A 22,450-nucleotide genomic window follows, 5' to 3' on the forward strand; every position below is an offset into this window, starting at 1 on the left:
GGTTACTTTTTAGATTGTAGTAATGATCTTTGACAAATACGTGCTAGTGTGGTATTCTATACGTATGATGAAAAAACTAACTATAACAGTTTCAGAAGAGGTGTATAATGGCCTTTACGCTAAAATTGGAGCAGGGCGCATTAGTCGTTTTTTAGATGGATTGGCACGCCAGCATGTTATTAATAATGATATAATAAAGGGATATGAGCAAATGTCCAAAGATGAAGCTCGTGAAAAGCATGCTGAACAATGGGTGTCGGAGTTAATGAATGAGGCGTGGTGAGATATGGTGGGTTAATTTTGATCCATCTATTGGTTCTGAAATTAAAAAGACAAGACCAGCAATTATAGTAAGTAATGATATTTCCAATTATCATAGCAGTAGAGTCCAAGTTATACCTGCTACTAGCGCTACACAAAAACTTTACCCTCCTGAGTGCTATATAAATATAAAGGGCAAGGCTTCTAAAGTAATGGCTGATCAAATTATGACAGTTTCTAAAGAACGATTATACAATTGTATGGGTACTATAACTCAAGAAGAAATTAAAGATGTTGAAAGGATCATTTCTATTCAGTTAGGACTTATCTCAGCAAATTAATGTGTTAATCTATTGAGGAAATTCTTTTCTGCTGAAAGTATTTCAGCTTTTAATTCTTTCTGCTCATCTTTTATGGTAGAGATATTATTGCGAATAGCCCTTAAATAATCCAAGATCAAATTTTTAAAATTGTCAGTCACGATTATAGATTAGCACTAGTAGCTGGCTAGTGTCTATAACCTAAATAAAATGTGATAATATATCTTATGAAAAGTTAAATCCAAATCTGAAATTATTAATCACATTTTGGAACATCAACTTTTATACTATAAGCATGATTATTACCTTCGGAAGCCTTTTGGCAAACTACGGATTCCAGATTTTGTCCTTTTAAGTCTTCTTGGATGTTATCAAGTCTTTTTTCCATCTGCATTAAAACTTGCTGATTATTTTCAAATTCCTGAATGTTTTTTGAAATGAAATCTCTCGCATCGTTAGGAAGACCATGGTCTGCGAGAAATAAATCTGGTATTTCGTTTATCAAATCATGTTTTACTAGTATTTTCAAAGATTTACTAACTTGGATAGCATTAGACTCTGTAAGTACTAATTTGACATTGGTTTCATTCTCATAAGCATCAATTGCTTTGTTTATACTATGAATAGATGCATCTTTTAATTTTTTCATTTCGTCAATGAATTCATCATAAGTTAACATTTCTGAATATGCATATTCGTTTTCTAATTCATTATCAGAGTATTCTTTAATTTCATTTAAATCTTTCCCTCCCCTACCAGAGATTGCTCTTAAAGTCCAAGCAGCTTCAGGAAAAACTTTGGCTAAACCATGATATTCGTGAACTATATTATTGCCGTTTTGATCCTTACCTAAATAGATAGGCTCTCTAAGTATATCTCTTGATTTAACTTTAAAAATTGTATGTAGTCCCATAAAAATCTCCTAATTAGGTCAATCATCAATATAATCTTACAATATGATTTTTAAGAAATGATTAATTATGATTCTATTTCTTCATTAAATGAATTAATCATCCCAAATATGAAAGCTACAGTGAAAATTAACATTCTCCATCTGAAACCAATAGCATCATTTTCTTTATTTCTAAAGAGCCAAGGGCCATTAGGATCATCTATATATGATAATATTAATGATGAATATGGATCAAAAAATGTGTCCCATGTAAAGATTATGAAGAAAAGAACAAAACAAAGAGTGGGAATAGCAATAGCTCTTTGAACTTTTATATTCTTCACAGGAGCAATCCAGTACCCGACATATGTCCAGGAATAGATAGTTGCATAGCCTGACACTAAATGTAGCCAAATTGAAGTAATTATCCAATGACCCAGTAGTTTCTCACTAACCCATGAAGTAACAAAGAGTGTTAATATCATTGATATGAAAGTGGATGGAGGAATTAAAAACCAACGTAATGTTTTCATAATTTCAGCTATTGCATTGAAGAATTAAAATTATGCATAATACAAACCAAATAAAGTAAGCCAAGAGTGCTTTCCACCAATGAATTTTAGCCTTTGGTGGAGACGAACTAATATCTGTTCTACTTTTACCAGTTGGTATTGTAAAAGGGTGAATTGGAGGCTTGGTTTGGTATTTTGAAAAGCCATTACCTATCCAAGTATCATTTTGAACTGATTCATAGAATGCTCTTCCCCAGTCTTCTGTATCTGGTCGTCCAGTTTCACCAAACTTGAGGTTTTCAAATGCTTTTTCAAATAAATTTATAAGATATTTAGGTAAAAGTTTATAATGATAGTGTAAATCAGGAATAACAGATATTTTATCTTTATTTTCACCATGTGCAAAAAGTGAATTTCGTATTCTATATTGAAAACTATTGTTCGTTTCGTTCATATCTTTAAAGGAAACGCTGTATGGGTGTAATCCAAACAATATTTGATAAAATATAACTGCTAAAGAAAACAAATCCCATGACTGTTTAATGGGGGTAGATTTGGTATCTATGTTTTTTCCTTCAGGTGGTATGTATTCTTCTGTAGCTACAGAGCCATAAAAAAATATCTTATCATTTTCTGATATTTGAATAGAATCACAATCAATTAAGGATATTTTACCATCCAGTGATACTAATATATTTGGTGGTTTCAAATCAACAAATACATAATCTGTAATTTTATGTACACTATTTATTGCAATTGAGATGTTTGTACAAAGTTTAAGTCTAGAGAGCACTCCCGTCTTCATTGAGCGATCATAAGTATTATGCCAATCACTTGAAAGGTTTTGCTTTAATTTTGGTTGACATAAACTATATAGCTGAACGGAATTAGGAAAAGCCAAAGGCATAATAAATCCAATAATATGATTATTTTCAAATATTGCATCTATAGGCCAACATATGCGTATTTTATCAGTTTCTATTTGACTAGGCTGATTTAAAATCATGTATTTGATTCTATAATCTCTATTTTCTAGTTCTTTTTTTGTTTTCGTTATAACTCTTTTATCAACAAAGATTTTTACACAATGATTCGGGAAATCTGACGAGGCAATAATTTTATATATTTTACCTTCACCACCTTTGCCAAAATGATTTTCTTCTAGACTTGCTTGTTTACCTTTAAGGGTTTTATATATTGTCATTGATATAAACTATATTTTAACTCCTAGAATAAGTGTTTTATCATCAGGTTCATTTTTTAATCTTTCAGTGCCATTTTCCAAAAATTCGTGCCATTTTTCTTGAATTATATCAAAATTCTCACCGTCAGAATTTAATTTTAGTATTGTATCTCTTAAGGGGTCAAAAAATTTTGGATAAGGCTGATTTTTTTCTACGAACACTTCGTTTTCTTCATCAAAATAACCTAATTCAAAAGAGTGGGATTCCAATCCATCTGACATTAGGGTGAATGCTTTTATGGGTTCGGTTATTATACAAGTTTCAGGCACTAAGATATTTTTCATTTTAAAATTGTCTAAGAGCCATGCATCTGATGTTATAAATATTGTTTGATTGGCTTCATCTCCTTTGTGAGGATTAATTAAAGGCTTCCAGATGCCTTCTTTGTCTTGGTAAGCGGCTCTTCCATCTCCTATATGTGTAACAAACAAAGCTTCTTTGAAAAAAATCACTACTATAATAGTACAGGCATAACTTTTAGAGTCTTTATTCTTTTCCTTTGCAAACTGTTCAAGTTCATGCCTTATTTTTTTTAAGCCTTTTAAGGAAACTGCCTTCCATTCAGCTTCAGAAGGGATTTTCTGATCTGACCAATTATTATCAGAAATAATTTGAGAAAACGTATCCAAGGCCCTTTTTACTGTAAATTGGGATCCTATATGCGAATTCTTAGCAGATCCAGCTCCATCACAAATTACAGCAATACCACTAGCATTATTGATCATTTTCACACCATTAGAATCCTGACATGGAATGGGTTCTTTAGAACTTAGATGCTGAAGACCAATTTTAGAGCCATGAGGTATTATCCATATAGGTCGGTCGGTTATCGCCTTTGGAGATGTAACATTAAAAAATTCAAATCCTAATATTTTTTTTTTAATTTTTGACTCTTGTTTTTTAGATTCTTCTATTGCTGAATTATGACAGGATTTCTGATGAATATCATGCTTTCTAATCCATATATTTATCTTATAAACTTGGATTATTAAAAATGAAAGAGACAATAAGACTGAAAAAATAATTATTTCAATCATCACTTATATTTTAAAACCTTCCATCCATTCACTCGGATCAGGTAGATTGATATTATCACCTTCTTTTGAGCTAGCTATTGAAGACATACTAGCACTAACCCATTCAAAAAATTCAAAGAATTTCAATCCTTGGATTTTCATTGCGGGTATTTTTTTTTCATTAATTGAACCTGAAATTTTATTTAATATAGACATGTCAGCACCTCCTACACCAATAGGAAGAAAAACAAACTTTTTTTCATTAGATGCCTGCTCAATTTCTAATTGTAGGCTATCTACATCTTGATCAAAATCAGGAAATCCATCTGTTACTAATATAATCCAAGGTCTTAAATAAGGTTGTCCAGTTTGCTTATACCAATTCTTTCTATCTTCGACTATGCGAATACCTTCTCTAACTCCATCTACTAGTTTTGTACTTCCTTTAGTAGTCAAGGTCGGCATATTAAAATTGTCAACCAAAGATGGTTCCAGTACAAGATTTACAGTACTATCAAAAGTAATTATTGCTACTTCAAGACGATTTGATGAAATAGGATCACTTACTATTTCTGAATGGAATTCTTGAAGACCACGGTTAAGTTCGTCTATTGGTTGACCGTTCATCGAACCTGATACGTCTAATACAAAGCAACAAATGCTTTTTTGTTCAAAATTTTCAGGAGATTCTACCCCAAATGGATTGTCATTATTAGCCATGATTAATGGTTTTAGTGATTACTGTTATATAGGGGTGTCTAAATATAATAATATTTATTAACTATCTGAATAAAAGGTGTTTATTTTATCTTCGGGTAACGTCATGAAATTTTCTGTCCATTGAAAATGAACGCTGCTCTTCAAAAAATAAAGCGGTAGAACTAATAGAAATTAGCCATCCAAAGTTAGTTTCAATATCGAAATAAATTAATCCAATACCAATAAGAAATAATATAAGTGGTTCTAAAAATCTAAGGAAAATTGTTTTATCTATCTTATTTGATTTATTAATAATATTTGAAAATAAAAAACTTGTGCCTCTATGTCTCACATGTGGTTTTTTTGTTTCTGGTACAAGTTGTTCATACAAGAGATTGAATATTCCCAAGGCTAAAACCACAAATGAAAAATAAAATGATGAAATGGATATTACTTCATTATGTTGCCAGTCCCACGAAATACTTTTTATTATCATTTTTAAGTTGTGAAAAATTTGAAAACTAGACCAGTAAATAGAAGCTAGCTGTTCTGGTAATTCATGAGGATTACTATAACTGGATAATGGCTTAAGTGAGATTTGATTTAGTACAAAATAATTACAGTATAAAAATGATACTCCAAGGACAGATATTCCCATTGATGCTCTTCCAAACCCATAGCGCAACATTACTAATGCTGGAAATGCTATGGAGCGTAACAATGTGTTTAAAACCCAAAATATAATACCGCGTATCAAACCATATTTTCGACTAAATGCCCAAAAATTATTAAGTAATATTTTATACTCTATATCTGGATCAGTAATTCTATTTAATGATTTCAAAACTTTTTATATTAATCTTGTATGAATTTTGCTCTTATAAAATTTTCCTTTTCAAACAACCTTCCTGTTTGGGTGATAATAGCAGTTACTAATTTTTTAGCCCCACCAGTTTTGAGTGCTATAAACTCATTTGGAGGAATTTGAAAGTCATAATTGCTAACATTGGATTTGGTTAGATTTCTTTCTCCGAAATTCAAGGTTGTTTTAATTTTTTCTTTTTTACTAATAACATTTGCTGCAAATTCGTTTGTGTCGAAATCACTATTTGCGTGAAAAATTTTAGTTGCCAGATTACCAACTAAGCTTTTGGTTCTTGCAATAGCATTACTTGATCCCATTGAGAAATAATAGTTATTAATATTCTGTGTAAGATAGACAGAACAGACAAATGAGCTTCGGGCTGTGGTTTGGAAAAGAGAATCATATTGAGGGTTTATAAAATATTGACTTTCATCTGCCCACAAGAATACAGGTCTATTATTTGATTTGATATCTCTTCTTTCCATAGCCTGTTGCCATATATATTTGTATACTCCTTGAATATATGCACCCGAGAGTAAAAACTCTTTTATAGAAAAATCTAATATTATGATTTTACCATGGAGATATGTTGATTCTGGTCTTAAAGAAGCATCACAACTACCGACAAAGTGTTCTTTTAGAATTCCGCTAAGAAATGGTTCGATTAAGCCAAGATAATACTCAGAGATCGTACTTTTTGTCTTTTCAGATAACGAATGAAATTCTGTTAGATAGTAGCTACATAGAAAATAAAACTTCTCAGTATTTATTTCTCCGCTTGACTCTAGGACTTTTCCTCTTTTAATCAGTTTTAAACAATAGTTTGCTTGAGCTAATTCCTTTATTGCCTTTACTAAAAGGTTGTAATCAGTATCGTCTTTGTTTACACTTTGAATTGCTTCTATGTACTCTTTAAAATCTTTTATTTGTTGCTCATTACCAGAGTCAATTATGATTTTTCTCAAATTTTCAATGGTTACATCTTCACCTACAATTTTTAATAGTTCAATTGATCTTGACACTGTTCTCCTAAGAGCATTCTCCCAATATCTCTCAGTTTCTATAGTGCCAGATGAAGACATAAAAGTTTGACCTATTTCATATATGCGCATGATGAGATCTACTATGTTGAGTGTTTGACCACCACCTGAAGTAATCCTAGTGCTTTCATAAATTAAAGGGTCAAAGCGTAAATTATTTTTATTTGAAAAAATAACTAAGTCTTTCTGTCTATTAGTTTTTTTTGCATATTCTTCCCACTCTTTTCGCTCATTTGGTTTTGCGCAAAGTACAATTCCTCCAAAACCATTTTTAAGAAAAGCTTGGGCAATTGTTTTACCAGATCCACTAGATTTTCCACTGCCAGTTGCACCAAATATCTGTGTACCCATGATAGCATGACGAAGTGTCCACGGATGTTTTTTAAGGTTTTCGTCTACAAAATGAAGTAGTGGCTTGTCAATAAAGCTTACTTGTAAATTTTCAGATATGGTATTTTTGTTTTTTTTAAGAAGAGATTTTAATAAGTTCAAGCTAAATTATTTTAAAAATAGTACTCTAAAAATAACTAATTTTAATTTAAGTTACTGATAATGAATGCTTAAATTGAGTTGGGGAGCCCAAATAAAGTTTTTAGTTTAAATTCAATAACATCTGAAAATTTATCTTTATTAAGATTATTACTATCCTCTAATAAATGACATATTTCTTTAGATGCGTGATAGATTAAATTGTTCTTTTTGTTAGAACTACTCTTAAAAACGGTTTCTCCTAAGAATAAATCATTCTTATTTAAGTTATATTTTTTTATAAATGTCAGTACTATATGTCTAGCTTTCGAAGCAGATTCAGGATATTTTTTTTTCAATTCTTCAAAACTCAAATTATCCAATACTGTATGTTCGTGTCTGATTAATAACTTAATTATATCGGCATAAGAATTATAAGATTTGAATTTATTATGAATTAGATCGTTTGGAGATAATGGTTCTCCTTCTCCTTTAGTATTTATTACTAAAGGCGACCACCCTAGTAAAATTCTTATAAATGAATCAAAATTTTGATCAAAATTTCCCATTTCAAATCCAAGTTTTTTTAATTCTAGAATGTAATCACAGATATGGTAGAGACTATTATTTAATGTCTCACGTCTTGGACATGTCTTTGTGTTAGGAATATTTAATAATGGATAGAAATTTGAAAGATTGGCATCACCAGTATATATTCTGTAGAGATTATAATCGTAAAATTCTAAATAACGTTCTAGATGAATTTGTCCCTCAATTGCAATTTCAATAGGGAATTCTTGAAGTATTTCTTCAAAAAGCATATCAGCATGAGTTTTTTTTAACATATTATTTTTCAATTAGTTAAATGCTTTAAGGATCTTTATTATATCATATTTGTGACTTGTAAACTAAAATTTTATGGAAGAAAATAAAGATAAAGCCAAGAATAGCTTTAATGAAAAACAAAAAAGAGAGTATCCAGGAAATCATCCAATAACTGGAAAAGAATATCAAAAGGGTATTAATGAAAAGCCTATCTCAGAAAAAAAAATAGATGCATTAAAAAAAACATCTGAAGAATATGACAAAAAAAGTCAGAAATTGGATGAGATAAAAAAACGAGTTCGAAGAAAATATGGACAACCAATTCCTAAGTTACAACCCAAAGGTTCTCCTCTTAAACCCATCCCCAAAGCATCAAGTATTACAAAAAAAGAAGAGCGTTTGGCTAAGGTGACCAAACGGTTAAAAGATAATTCAATCCAAGAAGCGAAAAAAAATGGTTTAATTGATAAAGCTAAAAATGGTTTTAATAAGGAAAAATAGAACTGTATAAATTATATTTTATACAATTTATGAGTGTATAATATTTTGATTTTCAATTATTATAATATGTATTAACTTCATAAGACGAGATGTCTATAACTAAATTTTTCATATATTTACTTATCTAACAGAACTCCACAATATCCATGTTATCTATCATGCCAAGTTCATCTGCTGTTGGCGCATTGCGTTATTTCCGTGAGAATCTAGCTCAGGCTGATTATTATCGCGAGGATCATATCGTCGGTAGATGGCATGGTATTGTTGCAAAACAATTAGGCTTAGAAGGTGAGATTAATCCACGTGATTTTGAAGCATTACTCTTTAACGTTAACCCCAATACAGGTGAAAGATTAACTGCTAGAAATTCTAAAAATCGCAGAGCAATGTATGATTTCACATACAATGCGCCTAAGTCAGTTTCTCTAATTTATGGCATCACAAAGGATGGTGATGTTTTAGAATCTCATAGAGAAGCTGTAGCTATGGCGATGCAAGAAGTAGAGCGTGCTATTCAGACCCAAATGGGAAGTAGTAAGGGCAAACATTACGTGACAACGGCTAATGGAGTATGGGGAGAGTTTGTTCACGACACTTCACGACCGTTACAAAAACAAACGGATCAAGGAAAAATCTTCGTACCCGATGTACATCTGCACTCACACTGTACAATGATTAATGCAACGTGGAGTAATGATCAAAATCGATTTAGAGCCATTGAACTTGGTAACGTAAAAGGTCAAGCCCCCTACTTCGAGGCTTTGTATCATTCGTATTTAGCAGAAAATCTCAAAGCTAAAGGCTTTGAGATTGAAAGATCAGGAAAAAGATGGGAAGTAGCTGGAATCTCCAGAGAGCTGATAGAAAAATTCTCAGGACGTACACTTCAAATTGAACAAGTCGCTAAAGAGCGTGGTATTAAATCAGCACAAGCAAAATCACAATTAGGACGACTTACACGTAATGATAAAAATAGCAGTGTAGCTGATCACGAATTACAAGAGGTTTGGAAAGAGCGTTTAACCCTCACTGAACTTCATGCCATTATGAATGCTAAAGGGAAAAGACCTAATAAATGTGATGACAGTTCTAAAGGAAATACAGATCTTCAAATGAATGCTGAAAAAGCATTGGATTTGTCATTAGAACATTTTTTAGAACGTAATTCTAGTATTCAAGAAAAGCGTGTTTTAGCATATGCGATTGATTTAGCTTCTGGAGTTGTCCCTGCTCATTTTATTCAAAGAGCATTAAGCAAAAGAGAGAATATTATACGTGCAGAATATCGTACAGTTCCATTTGTAACGACTAAAGAAATGCTCCAATCTGAGGAGCAGATGATTGAAAAAGCAACTACGGGAAAGGCCACAAAACCAGCTATGAACGCTGACTATGAAATACAAAATGCGATTTTAAATAAAGGACAAAGAGCAGCTGTTAATCATGTCTTAACGTCTCAAGATCAAATTATGATGGTTTCTGGTGATGCTGGGGTTGGTAAAACCACACTTTTGCAAGAAATCAAACAAGGTATAGAAGCTTCTGGAAAACAATTGTTTGCTTTTGCTCCTTCGTCAGACGCATCTCGCGGTGTGTTACGATCAAAGGGCTTTGAAGGTGCTGAGACGATAGCGAAGCTTCTGAACAGCCCGAATTTGCAAGAACAGTTGAAAAATAACGTTATGCTTATCGATGAATCTGGACTTGTTGGAGTCCCGACTATGAATAACCTGTTCGATATAGCGAACAATCAAAATGCACGGGTTATTCTTAGTGGGGACTATAAGCAGCATTCTTCTGTGGAAGCTGGAGACGCTCTAAAGCTTCTAGAAATACAATCTGGATTACCTGTAGCTAGAGTAAATGAAATAGTACGCCAACAAAAAGCTGAAAAGCATAAAGAGGTTATTGAAAAGTTGGCAAGGAGTATCGGTATTAAAAAGAATGCAGATAAGCGTCAAAGTGAAGTTGTCAAAGCATATGATCAGTTAGATAACAATGGAAATATTATAGAAGTCAGTGAGCGTGATAAACGCCAACAGCTTATCGCTACAGAATATGCTAAGGCTACCTTAGAGAAAGATAATGATACTTTGGTGGTGGCACCTACTCATTTTGAAGGTAAAGAAATTACAAATGCAATCCGTAATGTTTTAAAACAGCAGGGACGGATTGGATTAGAAGATATGTCGTTTACTCGTCTTCAGAGTAAACACCTTACTAATGCTGAAAAGTCATTACATCAGAATTATAAGAAAGATGATGTTATAGAATTTCATCAAAATGTAACGGGTTTCAAAGCAGGACAAAAATATATTGTCAAAGAGATTAGTGATAAAGGGGAGATCCTTGTTAAAAATGATCTAGACCAGCATATAAGCCCCCTGCCCTCAGATAAAAATGAAGCCTACAGTTTGTATCAAAAAGAACAAATTGAAATAGCTTTAGGTGACAAGATCCGAATAACCAAAAATATAAAAAGTCTTGCTGGCGCAGAATTATTTAACGGACAAATGTATGATGTTCGTGGTTTTGATCAGAGTGGTAATGTAGCGTTATCTAATGGTCAGATATTAGATAAAAATGCAATGCATTTTAAACATGGTTTTGTATCTACCTCGCATCAAAGTCAGGGCAAAGATGCAAAGACAGTACTCATAGCACAAAGTTCTGATTCCTTTGGAGCAAGTAACGATAAACAATTCTATACTTCAATTTCTAGAGCTAGTGAACATTGTAAGGTGTTTACTGATGATAAATTAGCACTTAGACAAGCGATTTCACGATCTGGCGATCGTGTAAGTGCTACACAAATTTCAGAATTATCCAAGACACAAAACCCTAGCGTATCGGAAGTTGGAAAGCATCAATATATGAACCGTGTGCGCGAATTTTACGAAACAAAAGTAAAACCATCCTTTGAACATTTAAAATCTACCTATGAACAACGATCAATTGAGAAAGAAGTGGGGCGTGGAGACTTCGGACTCGAACGATAAGAGTGAAGAATCTGCATCAAAATCCCCTGCTAATGAAAATAAAAGCTCGATTGTTGAAAGTAGTTATTTCAATATCGATACAGAGTCGCCTTTTGTAACGAGTTTAAAAGTGATGTGTCGTGATGGACATATTGTTTATATCCCCTACTCCCTACAGCCCATTATTGAGTTTATTCCAAGTAAAGGAATTTATATAAAAACAATGCAAAAAGAGGTTTTTATATCTGGACGTAATTTGGTTCAACTTATAGACTTTTTAGGTTCACAGCGTGTCACATGGATTAAAGAAAGTGCAAGCAGTACTGACACTGGAGAAGAAGGTGTTTTTATACAATCTATAGAGATACAAGATGCAAATCTGTAAAATAGGCAGGCTTGCTGTTGAAAACAAAAAATGAAAATTTCTCATTCACGATACTAAAAAGCGTACTTGGGTCATTCAAGGTTCAAAACAAGATCAATTGCGTTCCTTGCTCTAGGTCATCTTTTTTATTTTTTGGTGGATGAGTCCAGATTCTAGATTGTTCTTTCTCTATGGGAATAATGCCGATACCATTTGTATTTATATCCCAACCTCCATACCATTCCATAGAAAGTGTGTTCATCCAAGCAATTTCTCCTCTTAGACCATTAAGAAAGAAGTTTACAGTAGCCATTTTTGCACATGTATTTGAAACATCTGCGCCATAAAAGTAGTTATTTGGATTACTTTTTGCGAAATTAAGATGCATCCGCCCAGAGCCAATAGCAGGGTCTAGAATACTTTTATTCTCAATAGTGCCCTTCTCACCTTGAAGGTGCCCCATAAGTTCACAGACAGCGTCAGGTGTGAAATATTGCCCATTATGACCTTTAGTAATATTTTCTGTAAAATACTCTCCTAAAATATCTGAATATGGATCATCATAGACTTGTAATTGAAGCTCTCCTAGAATTTTTGGAAAGATGGAGATTTCATCTTTGCTATACTTTTTAATAGTATCGAGATATAGCGACTCATTATCAGGATCAGTGACTTGCAAACGTGTTTGGATATTGGTTTTGTGATAGCTGCAAATTGCCAATGTAAGAAAGTCATTAAATACTGTAGATAGGTTACTTCTGCGCCCAAGGGTATCTAAATGTTTTGATAGCTGATTAAAGTGTTTGGTCATTAGTGTTTTTCCTTACTCTGAAAATTGGTGTACGCGGATCTTGCAAGCTCTACAATATGTTGTAATTGGTTACTTTCAGTATCACAGGACGGTGAGTAATAACCGCCCTCTTCTTCCCATTCTTGACATTCTTTCGCTAGTTGAATGTCAACATTCTTTGTTTCTCCCCATAATGGAATTTTTGATATGGTTTCAACCAATTTGAGAAGTTCTTCTATATGAGTTTTAAGCGTTTCGCAAGCAGGACTATTACCTGCAATGTCAGCTTCTTCATATATGCTTATTTCTATTAATTCTGCTGTTAGTGGATCAATTAGAGCAATAGCTTTTTTAATATGCTTTTCAATGGTAAGAGGCTGTAGATCTGTATTGCAGTCTAAAGTTATTAAAACATCAATTTGTTGTCTCATTCTTTTTTCCTTTGTAATTGGGTTGCGTATGCAATCCTTGGTGTTTCGCCGAGAAAGGGGTAGCAAAGTCAAAGGGAGGGGGATCACCCTATCTGCACAAGCTAAAAGCGCGGAAGATTGGGGATACCCTTTGACTGCGCGAGGGCAAAGCCCTTAGTTCTTACGTACTATCCAAAAAGAAAAAGGAGCTGAATCTCAGCTCCTTTTAAAAATTTATATAATATACTTTATGAGGGTTTAACCGATCTAAGAACAAGTTTTCCATCAAAGTCAAACGGGATGCTATCCATTCGAATATTAAGACCTAAACCGTCCTGATTATTCCAGGCAGCGCCTAGTTTTATCCAACGATCACCCTGCTCGTCCTTGGTAACGTGAAATACGTTGAAGTCTGGTGTCTTTTTTTGTGTTTGATCTGTCATTGTAATCTCCTTCTTTTAATTGTGAAAATGACGAATCCTTGAAAGATCAGATGTAATGAATAAAGGTCATAGCAGGGATTAGAATTTTTTATCGCAGATCAAAAATTCAATTCAGCTAACCCCGAAGGGGCTGCGTCATTGATCTTTATTCATTACACCTGTTCCCATTCGTATACATTTTACTGATTAAAAGAAGGAGATTATAAAGCTCATTAGCATTAATAGGAGAAGAAACTTAGTATTTATATTTAAGGGGAATATAGAGGCATTGAGTAAAGTGCCCTGCCCCAGTTATTAGGCAAATAGTTTTTGATACCATTTTTTTGAACGTTCTGCTTTTAAGGCTCTTTTGAGTAATAAATTCTGTCTAAGGATTTTATCTTTTTTCTCTTGCAAATCTTTTGCTGTCTTTTCTTGGTTAGTAATTCTAGCTTCCAATGCTTTTAGTCCTTTTTCAAAGCCCCCTGCTCCGTCTGATTTATCTTCAAGGAGCAAGGTTGTACGATTATGTCCTTCTTGCGAAAGTTTAAGAGCGTCTCTTAAGTTTTCAGTTTCGTTCTCATGCGTAGCAATGAGTTTTTTAAGGTATTGGATTTCGACATCTTTACTGTTTTCTATTGCGTCAGAGAGTGTCTTGTTAGATATGTTCTTAACGTTACTTGACGTTAAGGAAGTATCATTGTCATCTTGTTTCTTATCATAAATTCTATCTAGTTCTGCAATGTTTATTTTTCGCTTTCCTCGATCATCAAGTTTAAAGGAGAGCTTTCCTTTCTCCATATCTTTATAGAGAGTGGGTTTGCTAATTTTATATTGTTTCAGTGCTTCTGTAGGCGATATAAACATGTAGGGTCTCCGTCTTAACAATACGTCAGGTTACAAGTGATATCATACGGAGTAATACGTTTGATGTACAGGGAGAGATATATAGAAATTCACGACTTTCTTAACGTTAAATAAAGTAAGTTAGCAAGATTAAAATACGTTTTCTAACGTTCAACTAGGTTAAATAAGTAATGTATGTAAACGTAAAGCAATATTATTTATTCATTAAAATCAATACTTTAATGAATTATACGCTAACGTTAGCTTTACGTTAAGTTGTGTAACTCGCTAACTTTTGCTAACGTAAAGCCTCTTCGATTCTCTTATCTGAGGATCAAATTCATCAATTCATATCAAAGGGAGAAGCTTTCGAACTTTATATTGAGGAAAAGAAAAAACCGCCGTTGGCGCGGCGGTTTTAAATTCATAGAGATACTTCATCTAATTCAATAACTGGATGGTATCTGTTTAGCGAATCGAGTGCAAGTCATTTATGACTTTGCAATGTTTTTTTGCGTCTTTTTCCACAAGAAATATAGTTCGTGGTTCAGAAATCTATGAAGCATATTTCACTTAATAAAACATTACACAACATTTTGGCTATGATGCCATCGGATCATCAGAAAGAAGTAGGGCAGGGGGCTAATGTTCCAAAAAGATACTTTTATCAAAGACCTGAAGATAAAGGATCATTTATACTGCCTTTAAAGCAAAGCTTTGTAAAAGATGCACGCTTAATGCCAGGTACTAGATGTATGCTTGCCTTACTTGTAGGTTGGGCGGGCAAGGGTAGGGATCTTAGAACTACACAAGGAGCACTTGGTAGGCATTTAGGTCGATCAGTTCGGCAGATTTTTAGGTATTTGAAAGATGCTGCTAGGGAAGGGTATCTTACCTATAATTACACAAAGAACAGAATAGGTGCTATTATTGGGATTAAAATCTTTTTGAGCTTTGAATTACTACGTCCAAATTTGAAGAAGAAGCCAAAAATTGGCAGAAAACAAGATCGGACTCTTGTGTCTGACACTAATACATTACTTAAAGATTCTTATATTATAGATGTAGAATTAGAGAAAAGGTTAGATAAGTTTCGAGAAGTAATCATAAATTCAAGCCCTTAAAACATTAAAAAATCAGATTCTAACCAGAATAAACTCTTTAAAACAAAAGAGATGAAATCCAATGAAAATTTTAATTTCTAAAAATGAAAAGTATTGTTTACAAGAAAGATAGAGGAGTGATTAATGATTTCTTTGGGAAATGAGTAGGGCAGGGGAGTCTTTTAGAAGTTAAAAGGTGAAATCATAGGGCGAGTATCTAGAGTGTATCAGAGAAGGCTTATTTGCCCATAAAATCACTTTGCTATTGAAAACAAAAAAATAAGAAGAAAAGATTAACGTTCTCTATCAAAATCTTTGTTCTTGGTAGGAGGTGTTTTTTCTCTAATGAGTTCTAATTCTTTTTGCTGAATACCGTTTTTTAATCCTGTTTCATAGTCGCGTTGGTCTTCTGGGAATTTTGTTTGGCTAAGACTGAGTGCTAAATCAGGTTTATATTCTCGAAGTAAATATCCTTTATTAAAACCCTCAATGTAATCCTGAGATGGTTCGTTTTCCATATCTGTAGTGTTTAAAAGGTTTCTCTGGCATTCTTTTCTAAATAGTCTTCAATAGACTGACGGTCATAAAGAATCATTTTCTTCTGCGGTTGGCTAAACCTGATTTTTCCATTATTTCTGAGTACACTAAGTGTTGTCTTTGAAGTGATGCGTAATAATTGCATAGCTTCTGTGCCAGAAATCCATTTATCTAGTCTTGCGGTTGGATTTTGTTCTTTTACACGCTCAATGACTTCATCGAGGAGGGTATAAAACGCTTTGTCTTCTAGGCAAATAACTTCCATAACATTAAAACTACCACATCAGGAGAGATATTCCAAATTTAGGTAAGCAATGTATTGAAATAATTAATTAAAATTAGTTTTATGCTTCTTTGAAATTTATTTATTAAAAATTTAACGTTCTGAAATATTTTAATAATCAGTGTGTTAATGAAAATTGACAAGAATAATTACAGTGGTTTCAATGACTATCTGTTAAATCAACATACTAATTTTGTACATTTAAACTTGTAAGATTAGAATTAAATAGATAATTCAATTTTATCAAAGCACCACACCCCTATTTTATTGAATAAACAGATACGTCTGTAGTTAAAATGTATATTATGCATGTAACATACGTATCATAACAACTAACAATATAATACGTATGTGGAATTATAATTCTTTCCTAGCCTATATTAGGCCGTCAATCATTCAAACATTTCAAAGCCTAATTTATGTTTTTTAGTTAGGTTATCCATATTTAGATTTGAATACACGCACTCAATTACATTAACCTTTTAACCATTATTATGATTAGAAAAATCTTGTTTTTAAAACACAAGTCTATTTTGTGTTTGCTTACTCTGCTTTGTTCTCTATTAAGCTTACACGCTCAAGAGACAACTAATGAAAACGCTTTTGATTATGAAGCAGAGCTTAATCGTTCTGTTCCAATTCCTAATTCTCCTGAGGCGGAAGCCTTTACTCAGTATGGAAATACTCCAGTGAATATGTATGCAGGATCTCCGGAAATTAGTATTCCTATTTACACTCATCAAGGAAGAGAACTCAATCTTCCAGTAAATCTTAGTTATGATGCTTCTGGAATTAAAGTAGAGCAACTAGCTACAAGTGCAGGATTAGGTTGGAATCTAGCAGTTGGAGGTCGTATCTCTCGTGTTACTAATGGAAATCCTGATGATTATATTCAATCGGGAATCACCCCATACGTAAGTTTTTGGAATAATGATGTACGTGATAAAATGCTTAAATATCGAGAGGAGTCAACATCATTTGCTACTAGAGATTCTGTAGTTATGTATTTTGATTTTATGAATAGTATCAGCATTAATGAAATTGATACCCAGCCTGATTATTATAGTTTAAATGCAATTGGGATTAATGATTACATCGCTTTTGATGTTGAAACCCGTCAGGCATATGCACTTAACAATCCACATATCAAAGTGGATTTTATCACAACTCCAGCAGCTGCCAACGGTATGCGAAGTATCACCAAATGGACAGTAACGGGTGCTGATGGAACTAAGTACTATTTTGATGAAGCTGAAATCACAGATTTTGATGGAGATGATATGAATCAACAATTTGCAACCTTTAAAACCTATAATTCTTCATGGGTACTCACTAAGGTAGAATCAGCAAATAGAAGGGATACTTATATTTTCAATTACACCAAATTAGCACCTTGGGCTCAAAATTTTAGTGTTTCTGGATATTCGGCTTATACCTATACTATTGATGAAAACACTCCTGCTAATGTTCCGTCACCTCCTTTTGTGACAAGTTCTGTACCTTTTATAAGAATTGAACAACAACGACTAGATAACATATTGCATAATGGAAAAGAAATTGTTTCTATCACGTATCAAAATAGATATGACATAGGCGCCTCTGATGCTATCGATGCTATTACTATCAAAAACGGTACTACGCAAGATTATAAAACCTATGATTTTCTCACCTCTTATTTTGGAATTAATGATAATCAATCCCCTAGCGGACAACAAGCCTCAGATATTCGATTAAAACTGAATGGAATTGATATTAGATCAAACACCAATGACTTGTATCAAAAATATCGATTTGAATATTTTTCACCTGCTCAAGTGCCCTCAGTAGTTAGTAAAGCTCAAGACTACATGGGATATTACAATGGAAAAGGGTCAAATGGAGTGCTTTTTCCTGAAGTAACCGTAGGTCAGCATACATTTGGAGGTGCAGATCGCTCCATTAATTTTAGCGACGCTATCAAAGGAACACTCTCAAGAATTTATTATCCAACTGGCGGTTATACTGACTTTGAATTTGAATCACATACTACACCTGCTGAAATTGCAGACGTTGATGATAATACCCACACTCAGATATATGCAAGTCAACTTTTAACAGGAAATATTGATAATAATGTAGATTGTCAAAGTCCTGACTCCTTTTGTGAATGTGGAAGTGGGTGGTGTAATGATGAATATGGTCCAGGGCAAAGTCCTAATTTTACCAATACGAGTTTTGATATCCAAGAGGCAGGAAACTATACTTTAAAATATACTGAAACAAATACTGGAGGAGGAAATGTTCCTTCAGGTGGGACTGGAATAAAAGCCTATGCTTTTAAGGTGTCTAACAATACCAACTGCGGTCCAGCTCCTGTTCTTGATACAGATCAAATCCTTAATCCAAGTGGTAATGGTAATTTATTGATTGATAGCACTGATGTTGTTTTTAGTAAGTACGATGATCAATACCAGCTTGATGTAGATGGAGAGATGAGTGCTTATCTAACACCTGGATGTTATCAAATATTACTGGTAAACCCTAATAATCAAATCACACAATTTCTTCAAGTGAGTCGAGTAGAGACTACAATTGATTCTCCTGAAGAATTAGCTGATGTACAACGTGCAGGTATTCGGATCAAAACCATTAAAGATTATACTGATACTAATGAGCTAGCAACGGAAAAAGAATATGTATACAAAGTAGCTAGAACTTCTACGGCTGATTCTTCTGGAAACATTATTTTTAATCCTCAATTTTATGCCATTAACAATGGATTGAGTTTATCAGGGCCAGATGATGGATGTTCAATTATTGATGCAACTTCTATTTCTGTTGTAGGAAGCTCCAGTGGAGGAAGTCAACCTCATGTTGCTTATTCTAGGGTATATGAAATCTTAAAAAAAGGAACAACCCCAGAAGATAATGGAGGATATACAAGACACGATTTTTATATTGATCAAAATACGGGATTATACTCTTCTGGTGTTCCACCTAATGTGAGTTCTTACAGACCATCACTAGCCGTTGGACAACAAATAGGCAGTGCAGTTTTTGATGCGTCTTATACTGCTCTTCAAGAAACGAGTTCTGAGTCAGCTACAAATTCTTCTTCTTATAAATACTTTGGAAGTTTTGGACTTTATGTAGTGAATAAACCTGAAAAGAACTTCGATCTATTGGTTTCTAAACCCTACTTAGGAGGATATACATACGACTTCCAGCAGAAATCATATGGACTCTACAGTACTGGTGCAGGAGACGGTTCAACAGCTTGTGCTTATGTATATCCAGATAGACCTCTAGACTGGGTATTACATATAAGAAATTATGTACCCTCTTTTGAACTAAGATCGTCTGCCGCACAAGGAGCTGTAGGAGGCATGATTAGTCAAACTTCTACGCAATTTTTTGGAAATGCGTCTGAGAATAAACAATTACAAACCATAGACACATATGAATATGACAATAGTATTGGACATCTTTTAAGAAAGAAAACAACGACTCTTGAAGATGACGAGCAAATCACTCAGGAATACGTATATTCTATGGAGCTTAATGATCCAGTATATCTTCAGATGCAGACGCGTAATCAATTGCAAATGCCTATTGAAACTACAACAACGGCGAATAATGCAGTAAGTGTTAGAAAAAGTAATTATAGTGCTATAGGTAATGGCTTTTATCCTACATCTATAGAAATTACTAATAATCTTATCAATCCAACTACAGGAGCTACTTCTAATAATCCAAATGAAGACCGTATTTATTTTGAATACTATTCTAATGGAAATATCAAGATGTCATATCAGTTAGATATTTCTAACAATTCAACAACCCCTAGTGCAACTGAACAAATAAATAAAGTCTCATATATATGGGGGTATGATAATAGATACCCTATTGCTAAGGTAGCTAATGCGTCACATTCAGAAATTTCTTCTTATGTCTCTTCTTTAGTGAGTCTTGCTCAAGCTGACAATGATAGAACACTGGGTTATTCAGGAAATGAAGGAGCATTACGACAAGCGTTAGATGCCATGCGTAATGATCCAGCACTTAGTCACACTCAGATAAGTACTTATACCTATGATCCACTTATCGGAGTGACTTCTATGACCGATCCTAGAGGGTATACCATGTATTACGAATATGACAATTTACATAGACTTAAATATGTCAAAGATGCAGATGGAAATATCCTAACTGAAAATGAATATAATTACAGATTCAATAACTAATATTCAATATTTAAAGATGAAAAAATTAATAGCATTTGCATTGTTGCTTTTTCCAGTATTAGGTATTGGACAAACAACGACAGAAAACTATGTGAAAACAACTGCTTATCAAGTAGCAACTCAAACAGGAGTTGTTGGTGATGAGCAGAAAATAGAAACTATTTTATATTATGATGGATTAGGAAGAGCTAAACAGACGGTATCAGCAAAAGCTGGAGGGGAAAAAGAGAATATTGTTCAACTTATTACCTATGATTCTTTAGGTAGAACAAATAAGCAATATTTGCCTTATGCAACAGGAGCAGAGATTCCAAATTCATTAGATTTTACAAATCAAGGGATTTTAAAAAGTAGTATTGAGACTTTTTATAATACTGCTAAATATGAAAACACCTTGAATCCGTATAGTGAAACTCTTTTTGAAAACTCGCCACTTAATAGACCATTAAGACAAGGAGCACCTGGAAATAGTTGGAAAATTATAAAGGATTCAATATATGATCACACTATTCATTACATCTATACGACCAATACTGTTAGTGATGCGAATGATCAAGGCGATGATGTATTAGACTTTGAGGTGATTTTTAATGGTACTGATATTACCCAGCCATCATTACAGTTAGTAGGGTTACATCCTGCTAACAATTTATCAAGAACCATCGTTCAGGATGAAAATTTTGAACAAGAGTTAGTCGCTACAGGACCTTCTAGTCCTTTTGATCCACCTCTACAAGAACATCAAATTGCGCAGAGTGGAGATCATGCTACCGAGCAGTTTACTAATAAGAAAGGACAGGTCGTTTTAAAACGCACCTATAATAATGATATTCCACATGATACTTATTATGTATATGATGATTTCGGGAATCTTACGTTTGTGCTTTCTCCTGAAGCAAGTGATCAAATAGTAAATGGCACAAATCTGGTAAGCAACTCTCAAGAGATATTAGATAAACTAGGGTATCAATATAAATATGACTATCGTAATCGTCTTATTCAAAAGAAAGTACCTGCTAAAGGATGGGAGTCTATTGTTTACAATAGATTAGATAAACCTATCTTGGCTCAGGACGCCAATCAATATGCTAAGACCCCTCAGAGAGAATGGTTTTTCACCAAGTATGATGCTTTTGGTAGAGTGGTATATACAGGGATTAAAAATGCTAATATATCAAGAAATACTTACCAAGATGTAGCAAATAACACGACAGCTCAATACGAAGAGCGCATAGCAAATCCTGTAACGACAGGGAGTATTGATTTGTATTATACCCAAAGTGCTATGCCAACAACATTCAATGATATCCTTACGGTAAACTACTATGATACGTATGAAGATTTAGATGGATATATATTACCTGCCTCAGTATATGGACAAACAGTAACAACAAATACACAAGGACTTTCTACTGTATCAAAGGTACGCGTATTAGGGACGGATCATTGGATTACTACTCTTACGCTATATGATGAGAAAGCACGCCCTATTTTTATGCGTAGTGAAAACACCTATCTAGGTACTGTTGATACTTCAGAGTCACTTTTAGATTTTACAGGGAAAGTACTGGAGACCAGAACGACTCATCAAAAGTCAGGGCATCAAGAGATAGTAACCAAAGATTTCTTTAGCTATGATCATCAAAATAGGCTGATTACTCATATGCAACAGATCGATAATGAGCCTGTACAACTTATTGCTAGTAATACCTATGATGAATTAGGGCAATTAGAATCTAAACGTGTGGGAGGAGGGCTCTTTGAATCGGGATATACAGATATCACAGCAGGACGTATTGAGATATCAGAAGATGGAATTATTACGAAAATTGATGGAGGTGCTTCTTATAA

22 protein-coding genes are annotated in these 22,450 nt (G+C 33.5%); 8 read left to right on the forward strand and 14 right to left on the reverse strand.

Annotated features, from left to right (window positions below):
* Positions 1-40: 40 nt before the first annotated feature.
* Both CHB80_RS14625 and CHB80_RS14630 read left to right on the forward strand, forming a co-directional pair.
* Complete coding sequence (locus tag CHB80_RS14625; RefSeq protein WP_218823093.1) at positions 41-283, forward strand: hypothetical protein; 243 nt, start codon at positions 41-43, stop codon at positions 281-283.
* The gene (locus tag CHB80_RS14630) at positions 270-602 is read left to right on the forward strand and encodes a type II toxin-antitoxin system PemK/MazF family toxin (protein WP_089372227.1); all 333 of its coding nucleotides are present in this window, start codon (positions 270-272) and stop codon (positions 600-602) included. Before CHB80_RS14625 ends, CHB80_RS14630 begins: the two co-directional genes overlap by 14 nt.
* 235 nt (positions 603-837) lie before the next feature.
* Here the strand turns inward: CHB80_RS14630 and CHB80_RS14635 are convergent, their stop codons facing one another.
* The 8 genes from CHB80_RS14635 to CHB80_RS14670 form a co-directional block, all read right to left on the reverse strand.
* Entirely contained in the window at positions 838-1,494 is a 657-nt protein-coding gene (locus CHB80_RS14635) for a hypothetical protein (RefSeq protein ID WP_089372228.1), read from the reverse strand.
* 65 nt (positions 1,495-1,559) lie between these two features.
* On the reverse strand, positions 1,560-1,958 hold the full coding sequence (locus tag CHB80_RS14640; RefSeq protein ID WP_143337149.1) for a hypothetical protein: 399 nt from the start codon (positions 1,956-1,958) through the stop codon (positions 1,560-1,562).
* A gap of 52 nt (positions 1,959-2,010) precedes the next feature.
* On the reverse strand, positions 2,011-3,189 hold the full coding sequence (locus CHB80_RS14645) for a protein kinase domain-containing protein (protein ID WP_089372230.1): 1,179 nt from the start codon (positions 3,187-3,189) through the stop codon (positions 2,011-2,013).
* A 9-nt stretch (positions 3,190-3,198) separates the two neighbouring features.
* A complete protein-coding gene (locus CHB80_RS14650; protein ID WP_089372231.1) occupies positions 3,199-4,266 on the reverse strand; it encodes a PP2C family serine/threonine-protein phosphatase in 1,068 nt (355 codons plus the stop codon).
* Positions 4,267-4,269: 3 nt separating this feature from the next.
* Complete coding sequence (locus CHB80_RS14655; RefSeq protein ID WP_089372232.1) at positions 4,270-4,965, reverse strand: vWA domain-containing protein; 696 nt, start codon at positions 4,963-4,965, stop codon at positions 4,270-4,272.
* Between the two features lie 85 nt (positions 4,966-5,050).
* Positions 5,051-5,788 (reverse strand): hypothetical protein, encoded by a 738-nt coding sequence (locus CHB80_RS14660; protein ID WP_089372233.1) that lies wholly within the window; start codon positions 5,786-5,788, stop codon positions 5,051-5,053.
* A gap of 11 nt (positions 5,789-5,799) precedes the next feature.
* Entirely contained in the window at positions 5,800-7,341 is a 1,542-nt protein-coding gene (locus CHB80_RS14665; RefSeq protein WP_089372234.1) for a type IV secretory system conjugative DNA transfer family protein, read from the reverse strand.
* A gap of 68 nt (positions 7,342-7,409) precedes the next feature.
* Positions 7,410-8,162, reverse strand: a complete 753-nt coding sequence (locus CHB80_RS14670; RefSeq protein WP_089372235.1) for a hypothetical protein — start codon at positions 8,160-8,162, stop codon at positions 7,410-7,412.
* Positions 8,163-8,235: 73 nt separating this feature from the next.
* Here CHB80_RS14670 and CHB80_RS14675 point away from each other — a divergent pair, with 73 nt between their 5' ends.
* The 3 genes from CHB80_RS14675 to CHB80_RS14685 all read left to right on the forward strand — a co-directional run bounded on the left by CHB80_RS14675 (position 8,236) and on the right by CHB80_RS14685 (position 12,006).
* Entirely contained in the window at positions 8,236-8,643 is a 408-nt protein-coding gene (locus CHB80_RS14675) for a hypothetical protein (RefSeq protein WP_089372236.1), read from the forward strand.
* Positions 8,644-8,789: 146 nt separating this feature from the next.
* Complete coding sequence (gene mobF, locus CHB80_RS14680) at positions 8,790-11,642, forward strand: MobF family relaxase (RefSeq protein ID WP_089372237.1); 2,853 nt, start codon at positions 8,790-8,792, stop codon at positions 11,640-11,642.
* Positions 11,617-12,006, forward strand: a complete 390-nt coding sequence (locus CHB80_RS14685; RefSeq protein ID WP_089372238.1) for a hypothetical protein — start codon at positions 11,617-11,619, stop codon at positions 12,004-12,006. Before mobF ends, CHB80_RS14685 begins: the two co-directional genes overlap by 26 nt.
* Positions 12,007-12,088: 82 nt before the next feature.
* On the opposite strand, the gene CHB80_RS14690 is transcribed toward CHB80_RS14685, so the two are convergent.
* The 4 genes from CHB80_RS14690 to CHB80_RS14705 form a co-directional block, all read right to left on the reverse strand.
* Complete coding sequence (locus CHB80_RS14690) at positions 12,089-12,796, reverse strand: N-6 DNA methylase (protein WP_089372239.1); 708 nt, start codon at positions 12,794-12,796, stop codon at positions 12,089-12,091.
* Positions 12,796-13,206 (reverse strand): hypothetical protein, encoded by a 411-nt coding sequence (locus tag CHB80_RS14695; RefSeq protein ID WP_089372240.1) that lies wholly within the window; start codon positions 13,204-13,206, stop codon positions 12,796-12,798. Before CHB80_RS14695 ends, CHB80_RS14690 begins: the two co-directional genes overlap by 1 nt.
* A gap of 227 nt (positions 13,207-13,433) precedes the next feature.
* A complete protein-coding gene (locus CHB80_RS14700) occupies positions 13,434-13,628 on the reverse strand; it encodes a hypothetical protein (RefSeq protein ID WP_089372241.1) in 195 nt (64 codons plus the stop codon).
* 294 nt (positions 13,629-13,922) lie between these two features.
* Positions 13,923-14,408 carry a hypothetical protein gene (locus CHB80_RS14705; RefSeq protein WP_143337150.1) on the reverse strand — a complete coding sequence of 162 codons (486 nt, stop codon included), beginning with the start codon at positions 14,406-14,408 and terminating at the stop codon, positions 13,923-13,925.
* A gap of 602 nt (positions 14,409-15,010) precedes the next feature.
* On the opposite strand from CHB80_RS14705, the gene CHB80_RS14710 reads away from it, so the two are divergent.
* Positions 15,011-15,577, forward strand: a complete 567-nt coding sequence (locus CHB80_RS14710) for a hypothetical protein (RefSeq protein ID WP_089372243.1) — start codon at positions 15,011-15,013, stop codon at positions 15,575-15,577.
* Between the two features lie 272 nt (positions 15,578-15,849).
* On the opposite strand, the gene CHB80_RS14715 is transcribed toward CHB80_RS14710, so the two are convergent.
* Together CHB80_RS14715 and CHB80_RS14720 are read right to left on the reverse strand one after the other, a co-directional pair.
* Positions 15,850-16,074 (reverse strand): hypothetical protein, encoded by a 225-nt coding sequence (locus tag CHB80_RS14715; RefSeq protein WP_089372244.1) that lies wholly within the window; start codon positions 16,072-16,074, stop codon positions 15,850-15,852.
* Between the two features lie 11 nt (positions 16,075-16,085).
* A complete protein-coding gene (locus CHB80_RS14720; RefSeq protein ID WP_089372245.1) occupies positions 16,086-16,358 on the reverse strand; it encodes a helix-turn-helix domain-containing protein in 273 nt (90 codons plus the stop codon).
* Positions 16,359-16,870: 512 nt separating this feature from the next.
* Here CHB80_RS14720 and CHB80_RS14725 point away from each other — a divergent pair.
* Positions 16,871-20,599 (forward strand): RHS repeat domain-containing protein, encoded by a 3,729-nt coding sequence (locus CHB80_RS14725; RefSeq protein ID WP_143337151.1) that lies wholly within the window; start codon positions 16,871-16,873, stop codon positions 20,597-20,599.
* A 16-nt stretch (positions 20,600-20,615) separates the two neighbouring features.
* Positions 20,616-22,450, forward strand: a 1,835-nt coding sequence (locus CHB80_RS14730; RefSeq protein ID WP_244905572.1) for a DUF6443 domain-containing protein, incomplete at its 3' end; no start/stop codon positions are given.

This window comes from Dokdonia pacifica (assembly GCF_900188275.1).
In the GTDB taxonomy this organism is placed as follows: Bacteria; Bacteroidota; Bacteroidia; order Flavobacteriales; family Flavobacteriaceae; genus Dokdonia; species Dokdonia pacifica.

Excerpts from the sequence above, each read along its gene's own strand:
- CHB80_RS14675 (WP_089372236.1), top strand. The coding sequence starts at position 8,236 with ATGGAAGAAAATAAAGATAAAGCCAAGAATAGCTTTAATGAAAAACAA.
- CHB80_RS14650 (WP_089372231.1), bottom strand. The coding sequence starts at position 4,266 with ATGATTGAAATAATTATTTTTTCAGTCTTATTGTCTCTTTCATTTTTA.
- CHB80_RS14720 (WP_089372245.1), bottom strand. The coding sequence starts at position 16,358 with ATGGAAGTTATTTGCCTAGAAGACAAAGCGTTTTATACCCTCCTCGAT.
- CHB80_RS14695 (WP_089372240.1), bottom strand. The coding sequence starts at position 13,206 with ATGAGACAACAAATTGATGTTTTAATAACTTTAGACTGCAATACAGAT.
- CHB80_RS14635 (WP_089372228.1), bottom strand. The coding sequence starts at position 1,494 with ATGGGACTACATACAATTTTTAAAGTTAAATCAAGAGATATACTTAGA.
- CHB80_RS14640 (WP_143337149.1), bottom strand. The coding sequence starts at position 1,958 with ATGATATTAACACTCTTTGTTACTTCATGGGTTAGTGAGAAACTACTG.
- CHB80_RS14630 (WP_089372227.1), top strand. The coding sequence starts at position 270 with ATGAGGCGTGGTGAGATATGGTGGGTTAATTTTGATCCATCTATTGGT.
- CHB80_RS14710 (WP_089372243.1), top strand. The coding sequence starts at position 15,011 with ATGAAGCATATTTCACTTAATAAAACATTACACAACATTTTGGCTATG.
- CHB80_RS14715 (WP_089372244.1), bottom strand. The coding sequence starts at position 16,074 with ATGGAAAACGAACCATCTCAGGATTACATTGAGGGTTTTAATAAAGGA.
- CHB80_RS14645 (WP_089372230.1), bottom strand. The coding sequence starts at position 3,189 with ATGACAATATATAAAACCCTTAAAGGTAAACAAGCAAGTCTAGAAGAA.
- mobF (WP_089372237.1), top strand. The coding sequence starts at position 8,790 with ATGTTATCTATCATGCCAAGTTCATCTGCTGTTGGCGCATTGCGTTAT.
- CHB80_RS14670 (WP_089372235.1), bottom strand. The coding sequence starts at position 8,162 with ATGTTAAAAAAAACTCATGCTGATATGCTTTTTGAAGAAATACTTCAA.
- CHB80_RS14725 (WP_143337151.1), top strand. The coding sequence starts at position 16,871 with ATGATTAGAAAAATCTTGTTTTTAAAACACAAGTCTATTTTGTGTTTG.
- CHB80_RS14705 (WP_143337150.1), bottom strand. The coding sequence starts at position 14,408 with ATGGAGAAAGGAAAGCTCTCCTTTAAACTTGATGATCGAGGAAAGCGA.
- CHB80_RS14700 (WP_089372241.1), bottom strand. The coding sequence starts at position 13,628 with ATGACAGATCAAACACAAAAAAAGACACCAGACTTCAACGTATTTCAC.
- CHB80_RS14690 (WP_089372239.1), bottom strand. The coding sequence starts at position 12,796 with ATGACCAAACACTTTAATCAGCTATCAAAACATTTAGATACCCTTGGG.
- CHB80_RS14655 (WP_089372232.1), bottom strand. The coding sequence starts at position 4,965 with ATGGCTAATAATGACAATCCATTTGGGGTAGAATCTCCTGAAAATTTT.